A 17,190-nucleotide genomic window follows, 5' to 3' on the forward strand; every position below is an offset into this window, starting at 1 on the left:
TCTTACGCTAAAGTAGCGAATGAAATTGGCTATTAGTCGACATAAAAAATTTGTGAAAACTTCAATTGTTGCTTTTCTTTACCGTCATTGAGCATAATAGTAAAGTGTAGTGTTTCTTCATTACTATAATTAACCTGGGCAAGGTAATAAATGGCCTCACCTTCTTTTACTTCGGTAAATTCTAAGTCTTTAAATTGCCCTAGGTTATTTTTTGCTTCACCAGTAATACTCACTACTTTAGCGGGGTGACCTGGTTGGCTATTATCTAAGACTGAAATATTAACTAAGCCATTATAACGACTACGAGTAATACCATACGCTTTAGCAACTTCAGGGGTAAAAAAAGTAGAACCAATAGCCATGTAATGCACATTCATTGACCCGAGTTTTTTCATGTTTTCAGCATTAACAGTCGCCATCATACATAAGCTAAGGCTAAAAGCGAACAGTAGTTTTATCATTGAAGTTTTCATATGACTCTCCCAAAATAGAATGGTGCAGCACAGCACTGTATCTGTGTGTATATCAGTATAGAGCAGTGCTAAAGAATGGTTAACCCTACTTTATAAAAAAGCCCAGTAAGGTAGTGAGTTCGACAGTAATATATTAATGACATTCATCAGTAAAAACGCAACCAACATAGATAAATCCAACCCCCCCATATTAGGTATTATTTTACGAATAGGGTTTAAAAAAGGTTCTGTTAATTGGCTAAGCACCATTAAAGTAGCATTATAACCTTGCACAACCCAACTCATCACCGCCATGATAATCATAATAACAAACAGTAAGAACCCTGCTTGTTTTATCAATACCAGCAAACCTATATAAAAAGATAACACACCTAAGCTCTCACCAGATAAAGCGGCTAAGCTAAAGAACTTTAATGTTGCTACTATATAGGCAAGTATTATGGTTGATAAATCTACGCCACCTAACCCTGGAATTATGCGTCGCATTGGTACGACTAATGGGTTACTGACCTTAACTATAAACTGGCTTAATGGGTTATAAAAGTCTGCTTTAGCCCACTGTAGCCAAACGCGCATGATTAAAATCATTAATAAGGCGTCGAAGGCGAATCTAAGCAAGTAAGTAATTACTTCCATTGTTTTTCCTCTAATTATGTAATAAGTATTACGTATATAGGTAACTTAGTTACTTAGCCATTTCTTCAGCACGGGCGATAGCAGCATCCATAGCATTTTTTACCATAGCGGCTAAACCATCGTGTTTAAATTGTTCTATCGCCGCATGTGTGGTGCCGCCTTTAGAGGTCACATTACCACGTAACTCAGTAATAGAAGCACTATTATGGGCAACCATTTGCGCCGACCCTAATGCCGTTTGCTGTACCAACATACGGCTTTCTTGGTCAGTAAAACCGTAGGCTTTTGCTTGTTGCTCCATCGCTTCCATAAATAAGAAAAAATAAGCCGGTGCAGAGCCTGCAACCGCGATAATGTTATTAATTTTATCTTCAGTGTCGAGCCAAATACTTTTACCAACAGCGTTAGTAATTTTTTCGGCATTAACTTTTTGCTCTGCAGTGACTTCACTAGAGGCAAATAAACCACTCATACCAAGACCAAGCTGTGATGGTGTATTAGGCATTACGCGTACAACAGGTGCAGAGCTTGTGCTTTGCTCTGTTGCTAGCGCAGATTGTATTTGCGCAACCGTTGTACCGGCAGCTACAGAAATAAACAGTTTACCTTCAATAGTGATTGCTTGGCTTATTTGCTGACAAACATCACCTATAAAGTGTGGTTTAACACAAAGCACAATAATATTAGCGAACTCACTTGCTTTGATGTTATCACTGGTGTGTAAAACACCAAATTCGTTTGATAAATCAAGCCTTTTTGCTTCAGAAGGATTTGCAACGATAATATTTTCTGGGGTAATACCAGAATTAACTAAACCAATAATAATAGCGCGTGCCATATTACCAGCACCTATAAAGGCAATTTTATTCATAAGAGTTTTTTCCTATTAACGATTAAATTTTATTTGCGCGAGCACCAAAAATAGCTGTGCCAATTCTTACCATGGTTGAGCCGTGTGCCACAGCAATATCTAAATCATCCGACATGCCAAGAGAAAGAGTGTCAACACTAGGGTATTGTTGTTTTAGTTCGATAAATAATTGCTGCATTTGTTCATAACAAGCCTTTGGCGCATTTTTTTCAGGCACAGCCATTAAGCCGCGCAAGGTTAGCTTATCACAGTTATCAACTATTTTAGCGAGAGAAAAAACGTCTTCAACATTGACACCTGATTTAGACGCTTCATTACTGATATTCACTTGTAAACAAATGTTTAGCGGCGTATTGTTATCATTATCATCTTGCAAGTGTTGGTTTAAACGCAGTGCTATTTTCTCTCTATCGACACTATGAACCCAAGCAAAATTACTGGCAATTTGTTTCGTTTTATTTGATTGAATAGGACCAATAAAGTGCCAAGTTAACTCTGGTAAATGCGCTAATATTGCTATTTTATCGACTGCTTCTTGCAGATAATTTTCACCAAAATCATGTTGTCCTGCTAAATATGCCTGTTCAATAAGTGTTGCAGGTTTAGTTTTACTTACCGCCAGTAATAATACAGGTGAAGACGGTATTAATTCTGATGAGTTAGACGGCGTTATTCGCCCACTCTTTTGGCAAGCCTGTGCTATTTGGCGCTTAATGGTCTCAATATTGTTTTTAATGGTTGTCATAGGGTTTATGCTAAATTATGTTAATTTACGTTGTTATGTGAGAAGTATAACCTATTAGGTTATCACCTTTTAACCATTACCTGTAGACAGTACCTTTAGATCATACTTCGATAAGTTATTACTCGCAGCAATGTGCAGATAATTAGTGAAAGTAGTATAAAATACTATGTAAATTACTTTACTTACCACTTTTAGCAAAGAGGCTTTTATGGATATTACCGAATTACTCGCATTTAGTGTGCAGCATAACGCATCAGATTTACATTTATCAGCAGGTACGCCACCCGCTATTCGCGTTGATGGAGATGTCCGTAGACTTAATATTCCTGCTTTTGATGCTAAAGATGTTAATGCCTTAGTGTATGACATTATGAATGATCGTCAACGTAAAGAGTATGAAGAAAATTTAGAGGTCGATTTCTCTTTTGAAGTCCCTAATTTAGCACGCTTTAGGGTGAATGCTTTTAATCAAAATAGAGGGCCAGCAGCGGTATTTCGTACTATTCCAAGTAAAGTTATGTCACTTGACGAATTAGGTTGCCCAGAGATATTTCGTGAGATATCAGATATGCCACGTGGTTTAGTGTTAGTTACCGGCCCTACCGGCTCAGGTAAATCAACCACGTTAGCTGCCATGGTTGACTATATTAATGATTATAAACATGATCATATTCTTACCATTGAAGATCCGATAGAGTTTGTCCACGAAAACAAAAAATGTCTTATTAATCAGCGAGAAGTTCACCGTGACACCTTAAGTTTTTCAGCAGCGTTGCGCTCAGCTTTACGTGAAGATCCTGATGTTATACTCGTTGGTGAAATGCGAGATTTAGAAACTATTCGTTTAGCGATGACTGCAGCAGAAACAGGTCATTTAGTTTTTGGTACGTTACATACTACATCAGCACCAAAAACGATTGACCGTATTATTGATGTATTTCCCGGCGAAGAAAAGTCTATGGTTCGCTCCATGTTATCAGAGTCATTGCGAGCGGTTATTTCTCAATGCTTAATTAAAAAAGTTGGTGGTGGTCGAGTTGCTGCTCATGAAATTATGATTGGTGTTCCCGCCATTCGAAACCTTATTCGTGAAGATAAAATCGCCCAAATGTACTCTGCTATTCAAACAGGTATGCAACATGGCATGCAAACGATGGATCAATGTCTACAAAACCTTGTTAACCGAGGTATTATTACCAAACAAGATGCGATGGAAAAAGCGGTTGATAAAAATCAATTTTCAGGTTTTTAACGGTTGCTGAATTCGCCAAGTGAATTAGATGTAATAAAGGATACTAAATGAAGTTACATGATTTATTAGAAAAAATGGTAGCACAAGGTGCCTCTGATATGTTCGTTACGGCTAAACTTGCCGTCAGTGCTAAAATAAATGGTGAATTACAGCCTATAGATGAGGAAGTATTAACGGCTGAGCAGTCTATAGCGCTAGTGCATGACGCCATGAATGAGAAGCAAAAACAACAGTTTAATAATGAAAAAGAATGTAACTTTGCTATTGAAATTGATGGCATTGGTCGTTTTCGTATTTCTGCTTTTTGGCAACGTGATATGGCGGGTATGGTTGTACGCCGTATTGTTACACAAATCCCTGATGTTGATGATTTAGGTTTACCGCCAATCCTTAAAGAAATTGTTATGTCTAAACGTGGTTTAGTGCTGTTTGTTGGTGGTACAGGTACCGGTAAATCGACTTCTATGGCTTCACTAATAGGTTATCGTAACCGTAACTCTTATGGACATATTCTTACTATTGAAGATCCGGTAGAGTTTGTGCATGAGCATGGTAAAAGTATGATTACCCAGCGAGAAGTAGGTTTAGATACCATCTCTTTCGATGCTGCCTTGCAAAGTTCATTACGACAAGCACCTGATGTTATTTTAATTGGTGAAATTCGTAATCAAGAAATAATGGAACACGCACTAAGTTTTGCTGAAACAGGTCATTTGTGTATTGCGACCTTACATGCCAATAATGCTAACCAAGCAATAGATCGTATTATGCACCTTGTACCAGCGGACCAACACGGTAAATTACTATTTGATTTAGCATTAAACTTACGCGGTATTATTGCTCAGCAACTGGTGCCAACTAAAGATGGTAATAGCCGAGTAGCAGTTATTGAAGTGTTACTTAATAGCCCTTACATTAGTGAACTTATCAAAAAGGGTGACATTAGTAGTATTAAAGAGATCATGGAAAAATCGAAAGAATTGGGTATGCAAACGTTTGACCAAGCACTGTTTAGTCATTATCAAAATGGTATTATTACTTATGCCGATGCATTACATCATGCTGATTCACCAAATGACCTACGCTTAATGATTAAATTGCACAGCAATGAACAAGGAGGTACAGGCGGCTTATCGGGTGTGACCTTGGATGGTCTAGACTTAGATAATAGTTAGCTGTAGTGCATAATAACAAAACAGCGAGTAACTTTATCATAAGTCACTCGCTGTTTTGTTATGAATGCTGACACCAATCCAATCAATTATCGATATTTAATTTACTTAGCGTTTTGACTACTTTATCGATGAAATATTGCCAACATAATAATAAATTGTCCAAGTAGTAGAAAATAATCCGGAGGTTGGTACTAAGTGTGTTGAAAAAGTCAGCTTTTCATTAGCTTTGACATCACTGTGAGTAAATGTAGTCTTCATTCCTTCATCATGAATGCGGTTGCTTTCTACTAATTGCCACTGCTCACCTAAACATTGTTGGGTAGTCTCTTTAGCATTTTGATAATACTTTCTAGCTGCTTGCTCATTTGGCGCGATTAAGTTACACGAATAAGTGCTTTGTGCTTCACCCCATGAAAATACTTGGCAGTTCTTACCAAAAAGTTGATATTTTGCTTTCCAACTATTACTCGCTCTAGCTTTTATTTTTATTTCTTTTAATTGATTAAAGTCATCATGGTAAGCGCTTTTAAGTAATTCAAGTTTACTACAAGGGTTAGTTGTAGGCATGATGTTAGTGGTTATCTTAGTATTTTGATTAGCGCAACTCGCTAATAAAACACTAGAAAGGATAAGGGAATACTTTGTATATGATTTCATAAAACTATATCAGCCTGACGTAAAATTTTAAGATAAAAAGATCTTATACCCAATTGGTATTATTAACGATGTTACAGAGTTTTACCGCTTTTTCCTAGTTTAGATAAACGCTTGTTTATAACTAATCTGTTTGCTAATCGTTTATTATCACTTTCTGGATGGCTAATCGACTAAAAGAATAATGTTTTAGTGAGGTAAATAGCTTAAAATAATGCCATTATTAGCAAGCTATAGACTAAAATTAATGTTTTCCATCGCACCGTTAACCACTGCTTCCTCAGCATTCATACAAAAAAAAATTGATAATAAAACTAAGCCTTTAGGCGCCTTAGGCGCGTTGGAGCTACTTGCGCTGCAACTGGCTTTACTGACAGAGCAAAGAGAAAAAAATAAAGCCGCTGCTTGGCGTACTCATCAGATCAGCATAAATAAACCGAGCATGTTAATTTTTGCTGGCGATCACGGCATTAATGAAGAAAAGCTCAGTATTGCGCCTAGCGCAGTGACTCAACAAATGGTGCTTAATTTTTTACATGGTGGTGCGGCGATAAATTGTTTTTGCCAAAGTAATGATATTGCGTTAACGGTTATTGATTGCGGTATATTACAAGCCATTAATGCTAATGATATTGCTGATATCAACAGTAAGGCTACCAATAACAAAGCTGTTAATGACACAGCGATGGCTGTTGAATTGATTGAGCAACGCCTTGGAGCAGGTACAGAAAATTTTTCAGTTAAGGCGGCTATGACTGGCGCCCAGTTAGCGCAAGGCTTTGCTTATGGAGAAAAATTAGTTAAAGATAAAGTTAATCAAGGTGTTGAATTGTTATTGTTAGGTGAAATGGGGATTGCTAATACGAGCTCTGCCTCGGCATTAATGGCCGCGTTAACCTCATATAGCGTTGAGCAATGTGTGGGGCGTGGTACTGGCATAACCGATGAACAATTAGTTAATAAAGTAGCGATAATTACCAAAGCCTTACAACGAGTTGCTGATAAAAGCAGTAGCTTACCGCGTGTGAATCAGCAAGAAGTGACAACAATTTTAGCTGAATTAGGTGGTTTTGAAATAGTACAAATGGTTGCCGCTATTTTATCAGCGGCAGCGGCTAATATCGCTATTGTGATTGATGGTTTTATTGTCAGTGTTGCGGCATTAGTTGCGGTGCGGTTAAATAAAAACGTTGCAGATTACTTTATTTTTGCTCATGTTTCTCAAGAAAAAGCGCATCAATTATTACTTAAAGAGCTAATGGCTGCGCAAACGTTTAGCGACACTAAGGTACAGCCCTTATTAAGCTTAGGTTTGTGTTTAGGCGAGGGCACAGGTGCCGCACTTGCTCTACCGCTAATAAAAGCAGCAGCAAGTTTTTATAATAATATGGCTAGCTTTGAAAGTGCAGGAGTAACGGTATGAGTATGGCGATAACTAGCCAGCTAAAAGAGAAAATAGCTATTCAACTAAATTTATTTTACTTAGCGTTAAGTTTTTTTACTCGCTTACCTGTACCCAAAACAATGCATTACTCAGAGACTTTGTTAAATAAAGCTAACCGATACTTCTCTTTTGTTGGCCTAGTTACGGGCTTATTTCTTGGCTTAAGTTATGTCATTTTTAGTACTTTTTTACCCACTAATATCGCGATATTATTAACCATGGCGGTAAGTTTATTATTAACCGGTGCGTTTCATGAAGATGGTTTAGCTGATATGGCAGACGGTATCGGCGGGGCTTTTACCGTTGAAAAACGTTTAACCATTATGAAAGATAGTCGTATTGGTACTTATGGTACGGTGACTTTATTAATAAGCTTGTTATTAAAATTTACTTTACTAGTAACAATAGCAAATCATGATGGTAACTACTTACTTTTAGCTATTTTTTTAGCTGAAAGTTTATCTAGAGCTGTCGCCGGTAGTCTTATTTCAGCGATGCCTTATGTTACTGACATTGAACAAAGTAAAAGTAAGCCTTTAGCGCAAGCACAATCTTTATCTGAGCTGACCCTGTTAATCTTAGTCGCAGCTATCCCATTGATGTTTTATCCAAGCGATATTATTTTTACTTTAGTCATGGTGTTATTGTTTTTTCGTTACTTATTTAAACACTGGCTTATCGACAGATTAGGTGGTTTTACCGGTGACTGTTTAGGTGCTGCTCAACAAATTTCAGAGTTACTGATTTACTTAACACTCGTTGCCTATATCGACAATGATGCACTATTAGCTGCTACATTAGCTGGTTCTATAACATGATTCATTTTATTTTAGGTGGTGCTCGCTCAGGTAAGTCGAGCTTTGGTGAGCAACAAGCGTTAGCATTGGCTAATAAACAAGGAAAGTCGGCGGTATATATTGCTACGGCAACCGCATTTGATGCTGAAATGACTAGCCGAATTGCTCAGCATCAAGGGGATAGAGGTGATAATTGGCAGTTAATTGAGTGTCCGTTAACACTGGCTGATACAGTAAATACACTTGATCACCATCAGGTGTATTTAGTTGATTGCTTAACATTATGGTTGAATAATCAACTCTATGCTGCTCACGAAGCAAGCCGTGTTGAGCAAAGTCTACATCTACAAACACAAATTGATAAATTAGTGAGTTGTTTAGCTAAGTTCAATGACGATCCCGATAGCAATATCATCATTGTTAGTAACGAAATAGGTTTAGGGGTGATCCCTATGGGTGAATCGACTCGCTTATACGTGGATTATTGTGGTTGGTTAAATCAAAAAGTTGCTGCTATTGCCGATAACGTTACCTTAGTTACCGCGGGTATTCCACTGGCGCTAAAAAGTGAACATAAAAAGTGAACATAAAAAGTGAACATAAAAAGTGAACATAAAAAGTGAACATGTACAATAAATTATGATTGAAATTGATTTAATAAGACACGTTAAAGTGGTCGGTAAACCGGCTTTATATGGTTGTACTGATATTGCGCCTATCGCGTCAGAAAATGCCGGCTTACTTAATCGTTTACTCACGCAACAACAAACTAATCAAGCTTATCAAGCTGTTGTTTGCTCGCCGCTAAGTCGTTGTCATACTGTAGCGAAACAGTTTGCTAGCTTGTGCCAATTACCGTTAGCCTTATCATCTGATTTACAAGAAATGAATTTTGGCTGTTTTGACGGTGTACCATTTGATGACCTTGTGTTTGACGATCTTAGCGCTGATAAGCAGACCTTTGAAGAAAATACTGTTAAGGAAAACGTTTTTAAGAAAAGTACTCTTAAAGACACTTTTACTGAAAATAAGTTGCCTTGGTCGCAACTGGAAGCCTTTTTCCATGCTCCGGCTGAAATAGTGTTACCTGGTGCTGAAACGTTATCCGATTTTCACCAACGCGTAATACTTGCATGGAATCAATTAATAGCACAGCAAGTCGCTATGGTCGCTAAACAAAAAGTAACGCGTGTACAGGCTCAAGAGTCTGTACAGCAAAGTACGCTAAAGCCTAGGCGACTATTGCTTATAGCGCATGGCGGCGTTATTCGGATGATTTTAGCGCATATATTGCAGTTAAACTGGCAACAAGCCAGTTGGCATCAAAAACTACAGCTTGCACATGGCAGTCTTTCACGGGTATTAATTAGTCAGCCTTACCAAGCTAGCCATCATGATCATCAAAATTTTAATCAACAGTTTCATCAACAAGTGACGAGCATTGCTATGCCGTTTCTTGAGGGAATACAATGACAGCTCAACCAATCACAACCAATAAACGCAAAGTTAATCAAAGCAAAGTCAGCCAAACCTTGATGATACAAGGCACTACCTCAGATGCCGGCAAAACAACATTAGTGGCTGGACTGTGTCGTGTATTTGCTGATTTAAAGGTGAAAGTAGCACCTTTTAAACCACAAAATATGGCACTTAATAGCGCGGTAACTCCCTGTGGTGGTGAAATTGGACGAGCACAGGCTTTGCAGGCAAAAGCAGCACGCTTAGCGTTAAATGTCGATTTTAATCCTATATTGCTTAAACCTAATAGTGATACCGGTGCGCAAGTTATTGTCCATGGTAAAGCACTTACCCATAAAAAATCGTCGAATATGGAAGCGAGCGAATACCAAGATTATAAAAAAATTGCCATGCAAGCGGTACTTAGCTCGCATCAGCGATTAACGCAGCAGTATGACTTAGTCATTGTTGAAGGCGCGGGAAGTCCAGCAGAAATAAACTTACGTGAAGGTGATGTTGCTAATATGGGCTTTGCTGAAGCAGTAAATTGCCCTGTGTTAATTATTGCTGATATTGATAAGGGCGGGGTTTTTGCGCAACTTGTCGGTACCTTAATGCTGTTGTCACCCTCAGAGCAAAACCGAGTCGTTGGTTTTGTCATTAACCGTTTTCGTGGTGATATTAACTTACTGGAATCTGGATTGAGATGGTTAGAAGAAAAAACCAATAAACCTGTGCTCGGTGTTTTGCCTTATTTGCATGGCTTAGATATTTCATCTGAAGATGCGCTTATTACTAAGCAAGAGTCAGCTAAGCAAGAGTCAGCTAAGCAAGAGTCAGCTAAGCAAGAGTCAGCTAAGCAAGAGAGCACTGACCCGTTATTAAGCAAGCCAAGCCAAGCTAAGGTACGTATTGTCGTTTTAGTTTACCCACACATGAGTAATCATACTGATTTTGATGCGCTGCGCCATCATCAAGATATTGATTGTCAGTTCCTCTTTGCTAAAGGTTCGGCCGGTGAGAGTAACGTTGAAAAAATAGCGATCCCTAGCTGCGATCTTATTATTTTACCAGGCAGTAAAAATGTTAGAAGTGATCTTGAGTTTTTACACCAACGTGGTTGGCATGACGATATAGCCAAACATTTACGTTATCAAGGTAAGGTCATTGGTATTTGTGGTGGTTATCAAATGTTAGGGGAGTTGATTGAAGACCCTACAGGGATAGAAGGTCAAGCGGGTATAAGTAAAGGCTTGGGCTATTTTCCTATAACGACAATGCTACAAGTAGAAAAAACGTTAACGAATGTTACTGGCTTATTGAAACTTGCCGGACAAAGCGTTGATATTAAAGGTTATGAAATTCATGCCGGTGTTAGTACCTTACTCAACAATACTACTCAAAAACTCGCCCCATTATTGGTTGATACTAAAGAAAGGCACGATGGACTGTTAAGTGATGACGGACACATTGCGGGTTGTTATTTACATGGTTTATTTGACCAACCCGCAGCATTACAACTTTTTATGCAGTGGCTTGGTTATCAGGTAAGCGAAGGGATAAGTGTTGCAGCACTTGAAGAGCAAGCGATTGAACGTGTAAGTAAAGCGTGCCAAACACATTTAGATATGGAAAAAATTAAACACATCGTTACACAATGGTACACTTAACCACAATTTTATAAAGGGTATGTTCTGCTGTAATGATCTACATCAATGGCTGGTTATGTCTATTTGCTAAAATTATATGACTGAATCTATGACTGATAATGTTATCAGTTATTAGCAAATAAATTAGCTAACGAATAATACCAACTTGATTAAATTTCTTTCCTGAACAGCGCTATGGTCGGTGTGCAATAACAAGGCGAATTTATTTCGGTTTAGTCATTCTACATCAAATAAATTTAACGCGGTTAGTGTGCATAGAGCAAGCTCCCAAGGGCGAGTACCTAATACAAGGTAAAGGCTTACAGGCGACGTTATTGATTTTGACAAGGATGCTACACGGAGCTAGCTTATTAGATAATACAGGAGCACATTCTCCTGAATAACCATGCTCTTCAATCAAAGCCTTGCCGCTTAACCTTTTAATTCTCGCTGAGTGGGAAAGCACTTAATCAACTTGGTATAACTAAGGAATACCGTTAATGTCGAGTTTAACAAAAACCCCTATTTTCAACAATAAGCACCAGAGCAACACAGATAGTGAGCAAATACAGGGTAAACCGATTGTTTATTCTTGCTCTGGTTGCTCAAACCTTGCACAAATGGCCCATAATATCTCATTAACACTTGATAGTGACGGTATTGCCCAAATGTCTTGTGTCGCTGGCGTTATCGCTAACATTGAGCCTATTATCGCGCTGGCAAGATCAGGTCGACCTATTATTGCACTCGATGGATGTCAGCTAGCTTGTGCTAAGACTTGTTTAGATAAAAGTGATATTAAAATAGATCATTACTTTAATATTGGTGACTTAGGATTTGATAAGCGTGATAAACACCATGACTCACTAACTGAAAATAGCATCGCCATGAAAAGTATTTATAGCAGGTTGATGCAAGCCGGCATTAGTTTTGTGCAATAACTTTTTGACTGACTTATATTATCGCTATAACCGTAAATCAGCGGGGTTATAACATACACTGCCCAGTTAACTAAAAAGTTAAGTTGAGCAGCTTGTTTGTGTGTTTTCTTTTAGGCATCTTTTTCTAAAAAAGGTGCATATTGGCTATTTTTACCTAGTACAGCTTGGCTACCTTTTAAAGAAAAATTATAACCACATAAAGAAAAGTTACCGCGAAAGGCTAGTGCTTGTATTAACTCTTTGCTATCAAGGGGGGAAAAACTGGCAAAATAATCACTGCCATTATCAACTAACACACCGATAGGACGTATAGCCTCGCCTTTATTGAAGCTAATAGTCTGACAACTTTTATCTCCGCTACCTGATAGCAAAGACCAAAGCTGCCCATTAGCAGCTTGATCAGCTTTCCAATGAATTATAATACCTTGATATACCGATAAGTATAAATTGAAATTATCTGGCATCATCAATAAATGTTTTTTATTGGAGACAATGTTTTTTATCGCGTTTTCACCTGCGGCATTAGCCGATATACTGTTCGAAAAATTGTTAGTTATGTCACTTTCAGCGCCAGATGAATTTTGCGCTGACGTTAATTTTTCATGACTACTATCTGACGGGCTAATAGCGTTAAAAGCACTCATTACTATGATGGTCAGTGCAATAAGAGTCACACCTGCGATAGCGCTCAGTTGAAAGTTACGATTACCGAGTAGCTTTAAGCGAATAAGCTCGCCAATATCAGTCTTTTTATTATGCCAGTTGTTATGACTATTACTATTTAGGCTACCATCACTTAGGTTATCACTTACTTGTTCAGTATTAACCACGTTTTGTTCTGTGGTTACGCTACGTTGCCCCGTGCTAAAGTCTTCGCTATAACATTGCTCACCAGTACTTTGAGTCATGAGTGTTGGCTCAATACGTACTTTATGACTTTGTACCGTATCGGATTTTTTAATATGGTCACTTAAGTTAACAGGGCCGTAATAGCCCAAAATATAATGTTTATCAGCGACTTTACTATTACTTGGGTAAGTCAGTAGTAATGCACAAATTAGGGCAGGCAATATTAATAAATAATAACTACTATTATTTTCTATTAATAAGGTCAGTAAGCCAGTCAATAAAAATAGCCCCGCTAGTACTAACTGCCATTTTTTAGTGATATCGGCGTCTCGTAAGCGACGTGTAGTACTAAAAAATATAACGATTGTTAAGAGTAATAACACAATGAAATTAAGGGTGAAGTCACTAAAAAGTAGTGTTGAGGTAACGATGAAGCTTATAAAAGCAACCAGTGAGGTAACAAAAAAACGATGACGGTTATCAAAGCCTTTAAGACAAAAAATAGCATATAAAAACGGCACGAAAACTCCAATAAATAAGTTAAGTTAGATGTTTTATCTATTAATTTAACACCTAACTGTGATTAGTATTTCCTTATGATGAGCATTACCTAATGAGTCATTAACTGTTGATTAGCACAACTAAAGATCTAATTCACTCTATAGGCAGGTAAGTCTACTTTTTCTAGCTTTAAGCCATATAGCGACAGGGAACCTTGATTATTTGATTCACCGTCACCGCTAAAGTCAAAGTCAAAAATACTATAAATACAAAGACCATGTTGTTTAGAAAAGTTAACTCTACTGGAACGTCTTGCTAATGAAATAAACTGTAAAGCATTATTGTTACAATAACGCTGTATATGACGTTGTGCTGATTCAGAAACTTGCCTTAAGTAAACGAAGTACCAGCAAAATAAGCAAAAAAGCAATAAATAATAAATATTTTCCATAAACATAAGACCTAAACATTAATAAAGCAGTATTTACGTATGAGTAAATAACTGCCCGATAGCTTGTGTAAGTGCCGCAGAGCGCTGCTCACTACGAATACAGGTAAAAGCGACGGGTCTAATCAGTGGTATGGTCACCAAGTCTTTAAATATACTGGTAAACATGGTTAAGTCGTTATTTTTCAATAAATGTTCAAAATAACTCATCAGTATTTTTTCATCTGCTAGCGCCTGCCAGCATCGACTTGACAGTGTAATTAATAACTCGCTATTTACGTGAGGGTTATTTAACAACGTTTCAACTATTGCTTTGACATGAATATGACCGCTATTAGCAGCTAATGCGCGTAATAATTGCGTTGCTTTTGTGTTTATGTCAGTGGTATTAACTAAGGTCTTAGCTAAGATATCAACTAAGGCATCAACTAATGCCACATCGTATTGTTCGTTTTCTAGAGCACTGCAAACGGGTGACAATACTTCTTCAGGTAAATGCGGCAGTGCTTTTAATAATAACTCACTGTGGTTATCTTGCTTTATTCTAGCAATAAAGTCTGTAATACCTTGTACGCCAACATTTTGCCAGTTATTCCAGTTAGATTCATTGCTTAAGTATTGTTTAAACGGTGAGAAAAATTCACTAGGCAGTTGTTTCAAATCTACTTTAATTTTGCTATTTAAACTGGCTAGTTTATATTGCGCTGGCGTGAAAAGGTAAGGGTTACTACTGAGTAACTCTTCTTGCTTTTTAGAGGTTTCTTGCGTTAAATCAGCACCAAGTGCTTCGATAATAATAGCGATAAAGTGATTTCTTGCCCCTTGATTTAACAAACCACGTTCGTCAAGCGGTAATTTTAATAACCATAAGTAAGGTTGCGCGGCTTTTTTTTGCCAAAAGGCAATAGCAATACAAGCATGTCCTTGAGCAGGGGTGGGGTAGGGTAATTGATTTAATTCTACCTTTTCAAATTGCTCTTTCGGTAACTTAGTCACTAGTCGGCCAATATCATAAAGTCGATATTGTGAGCCCGAAAGCTTAAGTAATTCTGATAAGGTGGCTATGTTTGTTGTTGGCATGGTATTAGTCATAAAGTCAAAAATATTGCTGCTTGTTATAGCGTCTCATTATAAGGATAATGGCGACATTAACATAGTAAAACAATTTTCTTAACTATTTCATTAACCATTTTCCCTTAACTTTTGGGGAAGTTATTCACCTTGGCCATGCATTTACGATGATAAAAACAGTCTTGCAAAATATCACCACTTTACTTGAGGCGTTAACGAGAGAATTAATTTCACTACACCTGTGGCAGGTAAAAACCCCAAGTGTTGCTGAGCTTACTAGTCGCGCACCTTTTTGCTGTGATACCTTAGCGTTTGAGCAATGGTTACAGTTTATCTTTATTCCCAAGTTGACATTGATGATAACTGAGCAACAAACATTACCGTCAACAATCGCGCTAACGCCGATGGCAGAAGAAGCGTTTAAGCACTTAGCTAGCAATAATGAAGCGTTACTTGAGGTCATCCTAAAAATAGATCACACCTTAACGATGCAGGGTAAGTAAAAAATGAGTACTTTACATAATGCGACGCCTGTAAGTATTGTAGACATTATTGATACTACCGATAATGAGCCAGAAAAGCCGGTGCTTGATATTCTCTATCAAGACGAATTTATGGTAGCGGTGAATAAACCTGCGGGGTTATTTGTACATAGAAGTTATATGGACAGAGATGAAATTTATTTTGCCTTGCAATTAGTGCGTGACCAAATTGGTCAGTATGTTTATCCGGTTCATCGCTTAGATAGACCAACCTCTGGCGTATTACTTTTTGCCTTAACAAAAGCGGTGGCGACTAAGTTAAGTGAGGCTTTTGCGAATAAAAGTCGACAAGTAAGACTTACGTCAGAGTTAAGCGTTGAGCTAGCTGACAACATTGACCTTGCTGAAAACACAATGACCGAGTCGAGTATAACCAAGGCTATCAATAGCAATAAAAACAGCAATGGTGTAAGCGGTGTTGGTGATGTTATTAGTGAAGAGCTAGCTATGGAGAAAACGTACTATGCGTTAGTACGCGGTCATTTAGCGATACCGTCGGGTTTGATTAATCATCCACTGAAAGAAAAATTAGATAAGTTGGGAGATAAGCATGTTAATCCTGATAAGCCGGCACAATCGGCGCAGAGTTATTATCAAGTAAAACAGCAAGCGAGTTTGCCTATTAAAGTCGGTAAGTTTGATAGCGTGCGCTATTCTTTGGTTGAGATACGCCCAGTCACCGGGAGGCGACATCAAATTCGCCGTCACTTAGCGCATTTGCGTCACCCTATTTTGGGGGATATAAATTATGGAGATAATAAACAAAATCCTTTTTTTATCGAACACTTTGGTTTTAAAAGGTTAATGCTGATCGCTAAGTCATTAGCATTTAATCACCCCATTACCCATAAAAGAATCGTCATTACAGCGCCATTTGATCAGCAATGGCAGCAAGTGTTTACTGAGTGCCAATGGCCGGTAATCATTTAGGTATTTCTAGGGAAACATTAACTATTGACGACTACTTTATTTGAAATGCTGTTAAAAAGTATCTTAGGTAAAGTGATAGTTTTTACTAGGCGTTATTATTTCAGGCAAGGGAATATCCCAATGTTGTACGGGCACCTTGTCTACTCGTTGACAATTATGGGCAAGGCCAATGGGATAAAGCTTACTTAACTGCCAGTTCACTAAGCTTCTGTCATAAAAGCCGCCACCCATACCTAACCTTGCACCAGTGCGGTCAAAAGCCACCAAAGGCGTAAAAATAACATCAAGTTGCTCTAGTGGACACACTGTAGTGACATCGAGTTTTGGTTCTAAAATACCATAATTATTTTGAACGAGTTTGGTATTTTCGTTGTATTGTAAAAAAAGTAAATTACCTGGGCTAAAAGGGTGAATGACGGGTAAGTAAACCTCCTTTTGTTGTTGCCAGCACCACTCAATAACGTTTGTCGTTGATAACTCACCGTCGTTGCTTAAGTAAATGGCAATACGCTTAGCTTGTTGAACTTTACTATGCTTTGATAATTTGGCTGTTAACGCTTGGGCAGCATTAGTTTGCTCAGAGGTTGATAGCGCGTTACGGCGCTGTCTAATTTCTTTTCGCAACAATGTACGGCTATTCATAAAGTGGACCACCTTAGCTAAACTATTCTTAACTACTCAGCTATTATAGAAATATAAAAAAGCTGACAGATTACGCTGCCAGCTTAGTATTATTGGGTAAGGTAAACAATAG

19 protein-coding genes are annotated in these 17,190 nt (G+C 37.9%); 10 read left to right on the forward strand and 9 right to left on the reverse strand.

Annotation, left to right across the window (positions count from 1 at the left end):
- Positions 1 to 32 precede the first annotated feature (32 nt).
- The 4 genes from FCS21_RS03430 to FCS21_RS03445 all read right to left on the reverse strand — a co-directional run bounded on the left by FCS21_RS03430 (position 33) and on the right by FCS21_RS03445 (position 2,725).
- A complete protein-coding gene (locus tag FCS21_RS03430; protein ID WP_138620603.1) occupies positions 33 to 473 on the reverse strand; it encodes a DUF4426 domain-containing protein in 441 nt (146 codons plus the stop codon).
- A gap of 90 nt (positions 474 to 563) precedes the next feature.
- The gene (locus tag FCS21_RS03435; RefSeq protein ID WP_138620604.1) at positions 564 to 1,109 is read right to left on the reverse strand and encodes a YggT family protein; all 546 of its coding nucleotides are present in this window, start codon (positions 1,107 to 1,109) and stop codon (positions 564 to 566) included.
- A 49-nt stretch (positions 1,110 to 1,158) separates the two neighbouring features.
- Positions 1,159 to 1,980, reverse strand: a complete 822-nt coding sequence (proC, locus tag FCS21_RS03440) for a pyrroline-5-carboxylate reductase (RefSeq protein WP_138620605.1) — start codon at positions 1,978 to 1,980, stop codon at positions 1,159 to 1,161.
- A 22-nt stretch (positions 1,981 to 2,002) separates the two neighbouring features.
- Complete coding sequence (locus FCS21_RS03445; RefSeq protein WP_138620606.1) at positions 2,003 to 2,725, reverse strand: YggS family pyridoxal phosphate-dependent enzyme; 723 nt, start codon at positions 2,723 to 2,725, stop codon at positions 2,003 to 2,005.
- 208 nt (positions 2,726 to 2,933) lie between these two features.
- On the opposite strand from FCS21_RS03445, the gene FCS21_RS03450 reads away from it, so the two are divergent.
- Entirely contained in the window at positions 2,934 to 3,977 is a 1,044-nt protein-coding gene (locus FCS21_RS03450) for a type IV pilus twitching motility protein PilT (protein WP_138620607.1), read from the forward strand.
- Between the two features lie 47 nt (positions 3,978 to 4,024).
- Entirely contained in the window at positions 4,025 to 5,152 is a 1,128-nt protein-coding gene (locus FCS21_RS03455; RefSeq protein WP_138620608.1) for a PilT/PilU family type 4a pilus ATPase, read from the forward strand.
- Between the two features lie 117 nt (positions 5,153 to 5,269).
- On the opposite strand, the gene FCS21_RS03460 is transcribed toward FCS21_RS03455, so the two are convergent.
- On the reverse strand, positions 5,270 to 5,809 hold the full coding sequence (locus FCS21_RS03460; RefSeq protein WP_138620609.1) for a hypothetical protein: 540 nt from the start codon (positions 5,807 to 5,809) through the stop codon (positions 5,270 to 5,272).
- A 244-nt stretch (positions 5,810 to 6,053) separates the two neighbouring features.
- Between FCS21_RS03460 and cobT the strand changes: the two genes are divergently transcribed.
- The 6 genes from cobT to FCS21_RS03490 all read left to right on the forward strand — a co-directional run bounded on the left by cobT (position 6,054) and on the right by FCS21_RS03490 (position 12,095).
- Positions 6,054 to 7,229 (forward strand): nicotinate-nucleotide--dimethylbenzimidazole phosphoribosyltransferase, encoded by a 1,176-nt coding sequence (gene cobT / locus FCS21_RS03465; protein ID WP_138620610.1) that lies wholly within the window; start codon positions 6,054 to 6,056, stop codon positions 7,227 to 7,229.
- Positions 7,226 to 8,068, forward strand: a complete 843-nt coding sequence (locus FCS21_RS03470; protein ID WP_138620611.1) for an adenosylcobinamide-GDP ribazoletransferase — start codon at positions 7,226 to 7,228, stop codon at positions 8,066 to 8,068. Before cobT ends, FCS21_RS03470 begins: the two co-directional genes overlap by 4 nt.
- On the forward strand, positions 8,065 to 8,631 hold the full coding sequence (gene cobU, locus FCS21_RS03475) for a bifunctional adenosylcobinamide kinase/adenosylcobinamide-phosphate guanylyltransferase (RefSeq protein ID WP_138620612.1): 567 nt from the start codon (positions 8,065 to 8,067) through the stop codon (positions 8,629 to 8,631). Before FCS21_RS03470 ends, cobU begins: the two co-directional genes overlap by 4 nt.
- A gap of 55 nt (positions 8,632 to 8,686) precedes the next feature.
- Positions 8,687 to 9,520 carry a histidine phosphatase family protein gene (locus tag FCS21_RS03480; protein WP_138620613.1) on the forward strand — a complete coding sequence of 278 codons (834 nt, stop codon included), beginning with the start codon at positions 8,687 to 8,689 and terminating at the stop codon, positions 9,518 to 9,520.
- A complete protein-coding gene (locus tag FCS21_RS03485; protein ID WP_138620614.1) occupies positions 9,517 to 11,175 on the forward strand; it encodes a cobyric acid synthase in 1,659 nt (552 codons plus the stop codon). The genes FCS21_RS03480 and FCS21_RS03485 overlap by 4 nt, the downstream gene beginning before the upstream one ends.
- 479 nt (positions 11,176 to 11,654) lie before the next feature.
- Positions 11,655 to 12,095, forward strand: a complete 441-nt coding sequence (locus FCS21_RS03490) for a putative zinc-binding protein (protein WP_138620615.1) — start codon at positions 11,655 to 11,657, stop codon at positions 12,093 to 12,095.
- Positions 12,096 to 12,205: 110 nt separating this feature from the next.
- Here FCS21_RS03490 and FCS21_RS03495 read toward each other — a convergent pair whose 3' ends face one another.
- The 3 genes from FCS21_RS03495 to FCS21_RS03505 all read right to left on the reverse strand — a co-directional run bounded on the left by FCS21_RS03495 (position 12,206) and on the right by FCS21_RS03505 (position 14,973).
- Complete coding sequence (locus FCS21_RS03495) at positions 12,206 to 13,465, reverse strand: DUF805 domain-containing protein (protein WP_138620616.1); 1,260 nt, start codon at positions 13,463 to 13,465, stop codon at positions 12,206 to 12,208.
- Between the two features lie 128 nt (positions 13,466 to 13,593).
- On the reverse strand, positions 13,594 to 13,896 hold the full coding sequence (locus tag FCS21_RS03500) for a DUF3301 domain-containing protein (protein WP_138620617.1): 303 nt from the start codon (positions 13,894 to 13,896) through the stop codon (positions 13,594 to 13,596).
- A gap of 33 nt (positions 13,897 to 13,929) precedes the next feature.
- Positions 13,930 to 14,973 (reverse strand): DUF3549 family protein, encoded by a 1,044-nt coding sequence (locus FCS21_RS03505; RefSeq protein WP_246046974.1) that lies wholly within the window; start codon positions 14,971 to 14,973, stop codon positions 13,930 to 13,932.
- Positions 14,974 to 15,131: 158 nt separating this feature from the next.
- On the opposite strand from FCS21_RS03505, the gene FCS21_RS03510 reads away from it, so the two are divergent.
- Together FCS21_RS03510 and FCS21_RS03515 are read left to right on the forward strand one after the other, a co-directional pair.
- Complete coding sequence (locus tag FCS21_RS03510) at positions 15,132 to 15,467, forward strand: YqcC family protein (RefSeq protein WP_138620619.1); 336 nt, start codon at positions 15,132 to 15,134, stop codon at positions 15,465 to 15,467.
- Between the two features lie 81 nt (positions 15,468 to 15,548).
- Entirely contained in the window at positions 15,549 to 16,436 is an 888-nt protein-coding gene (locus tag FCS21_RS03515) for a tRNA pseudouridine(65) synthase TruC (RefSeq protein WP_138620931.1), read from the forward strand.
- 63 nt (positions 16,437 to 16,499) lie between these two features.
- Here the strand turns inward: FCS21_RS03515 and FCS21_RS03520 are convergent, their stop codons facing one another.
- Positions 16,500 to 17,078 (reverse strand): 5-formyltetrahydrofolate cyclo-ligase, encoded by a 579-nt coding sequence (locus FCS21_RS03520; protein WP_138620620.1) that lies wholly within the window; start codon positions 17,076 to 17,078, stop codon positions 16,500 to 16,502.
- Positions 17,079 to 17,190 lie beyond the last annotated feature (112 nt).

This window comes from Colwellia ponticola (genome assembly GCF_005885605.1).
GTDB classification, from domain to species: Bacteria; Pseudomonadota; Gammaproteobacteria; order Enterobacterales; family Alteromonadaceae; genus Colwellia; species Colwellia ponticola.

Coding starts and splice junctions, on each gene's coding strand:
- FCS21_RS03470 (WP_138620611.1), top strand. CDS start 7,226: ATGAGTATGGCGATAACTAGCCAGCTAAAAGAGAAAATAGCTATTCAA.
- FCS21_RS03445 (WP_138620606.1), bottom strand. CDS start 2,725: ATGACAACCATTAAAAACAATATTGAGACCATTAAGCGCCAAATAGCA.
- FCS21_RS03455 (WP_138620608.1), top strand. CDS start 4,025: ATGAAGTTACATGATTTATTAGAAAAAATGGTAGCACAAGGTGCCTCT.
- FCS21_RS03435 (WP_138620604.1), bottom strand. CDS start 1,109: ATGGAAGTAATTACTTACTTGCTTAGATTCGCCTTCGACGCCTTATTA.
- FCS21_RS03510 (WP_138620619.1), top strand. CDS start 15,132: ATGATAAAAACAGTCTTGCAAAATATCACCACTTTACTTGAGGCGTTA.
- FCS21_RS03490 (WP_138620615.1), top strand. CDS start 11,655: ATGTCGAGTTTAACAAAAACCCCTATTTTCAACAATAAGCACCAGAGC.
- FCS21_RS03520 (WP_138620620.1), bottom strand. CDS start 17,078: ATGAATAGCCGTACATTGTTGCGAAAAGAAATTAGACAGCGCCGTAAC.
- cobU (WP_138620612.1), top strand. CDS start 8,065: ATGATTCATTTTATTTTAGGTGGTGCTCGCTCAGGTAAGTCGAGCTTT.
- FCS21_RS03460 (WP_138620609.1), bottom strand. CDS start 5,809: ATGAAATCATATACAAAGTATTCCCTTATCCTTTCTAGTGTTTTATTA.
- FCS21_RS03430 (WP_138620603.1), bottom strand. CDS start 473: ATGAAAACTTCAATGATAAAACTACTGTTCGCTTTTAGCCTTAGCTTA.
- cobT (WP_138620610.1), top strand. CDS start 6,054: ATGTTTTCCATCGCACCGTTAACCACTGCTTCCTCAGCATTCATACAA.
- FCS21_RS03480 (WP_138620613.1), top strand. CDS start 8,687: ATGATTGAAATTGATTTAATAAGACACGTTAAAGTGGTCGGTAAACCG.
- FCS21_RS03485 (WP_138620614.1), top strand. CDS start 9,517: ATGACAGCTCAACCAATCACAACCAATAAACGCAAAGTTAATCAAAGC.
- proC (WP_138620605.1), bottom strand. CDS start 1,980: ATGAATAAAATTGCCTTTATAGGTGCTGGTAATATGGCACGCGCTATT.
- FCS21_RS03450 (WP_138620607.1), top strand. CDS start 2,934: ATGGATATTACCGAATTACTCGCATTTAGTGTGCAGCATAACGCATCA.
- FCS21_RS03505 (WP_246046974.1), bottom strand. CDS start 14,973: ATGCCAACAACAAACATAGCCACCTTATCAGAATTACTTAAGCTTTCG.
- FCS21_RS03500 (WP_138620617.1), bottom strand. CDS start 13,896: ATGGAAAATATTTATTATTTATTGCTTTTTTGCTTATTTTGCTGGTAC.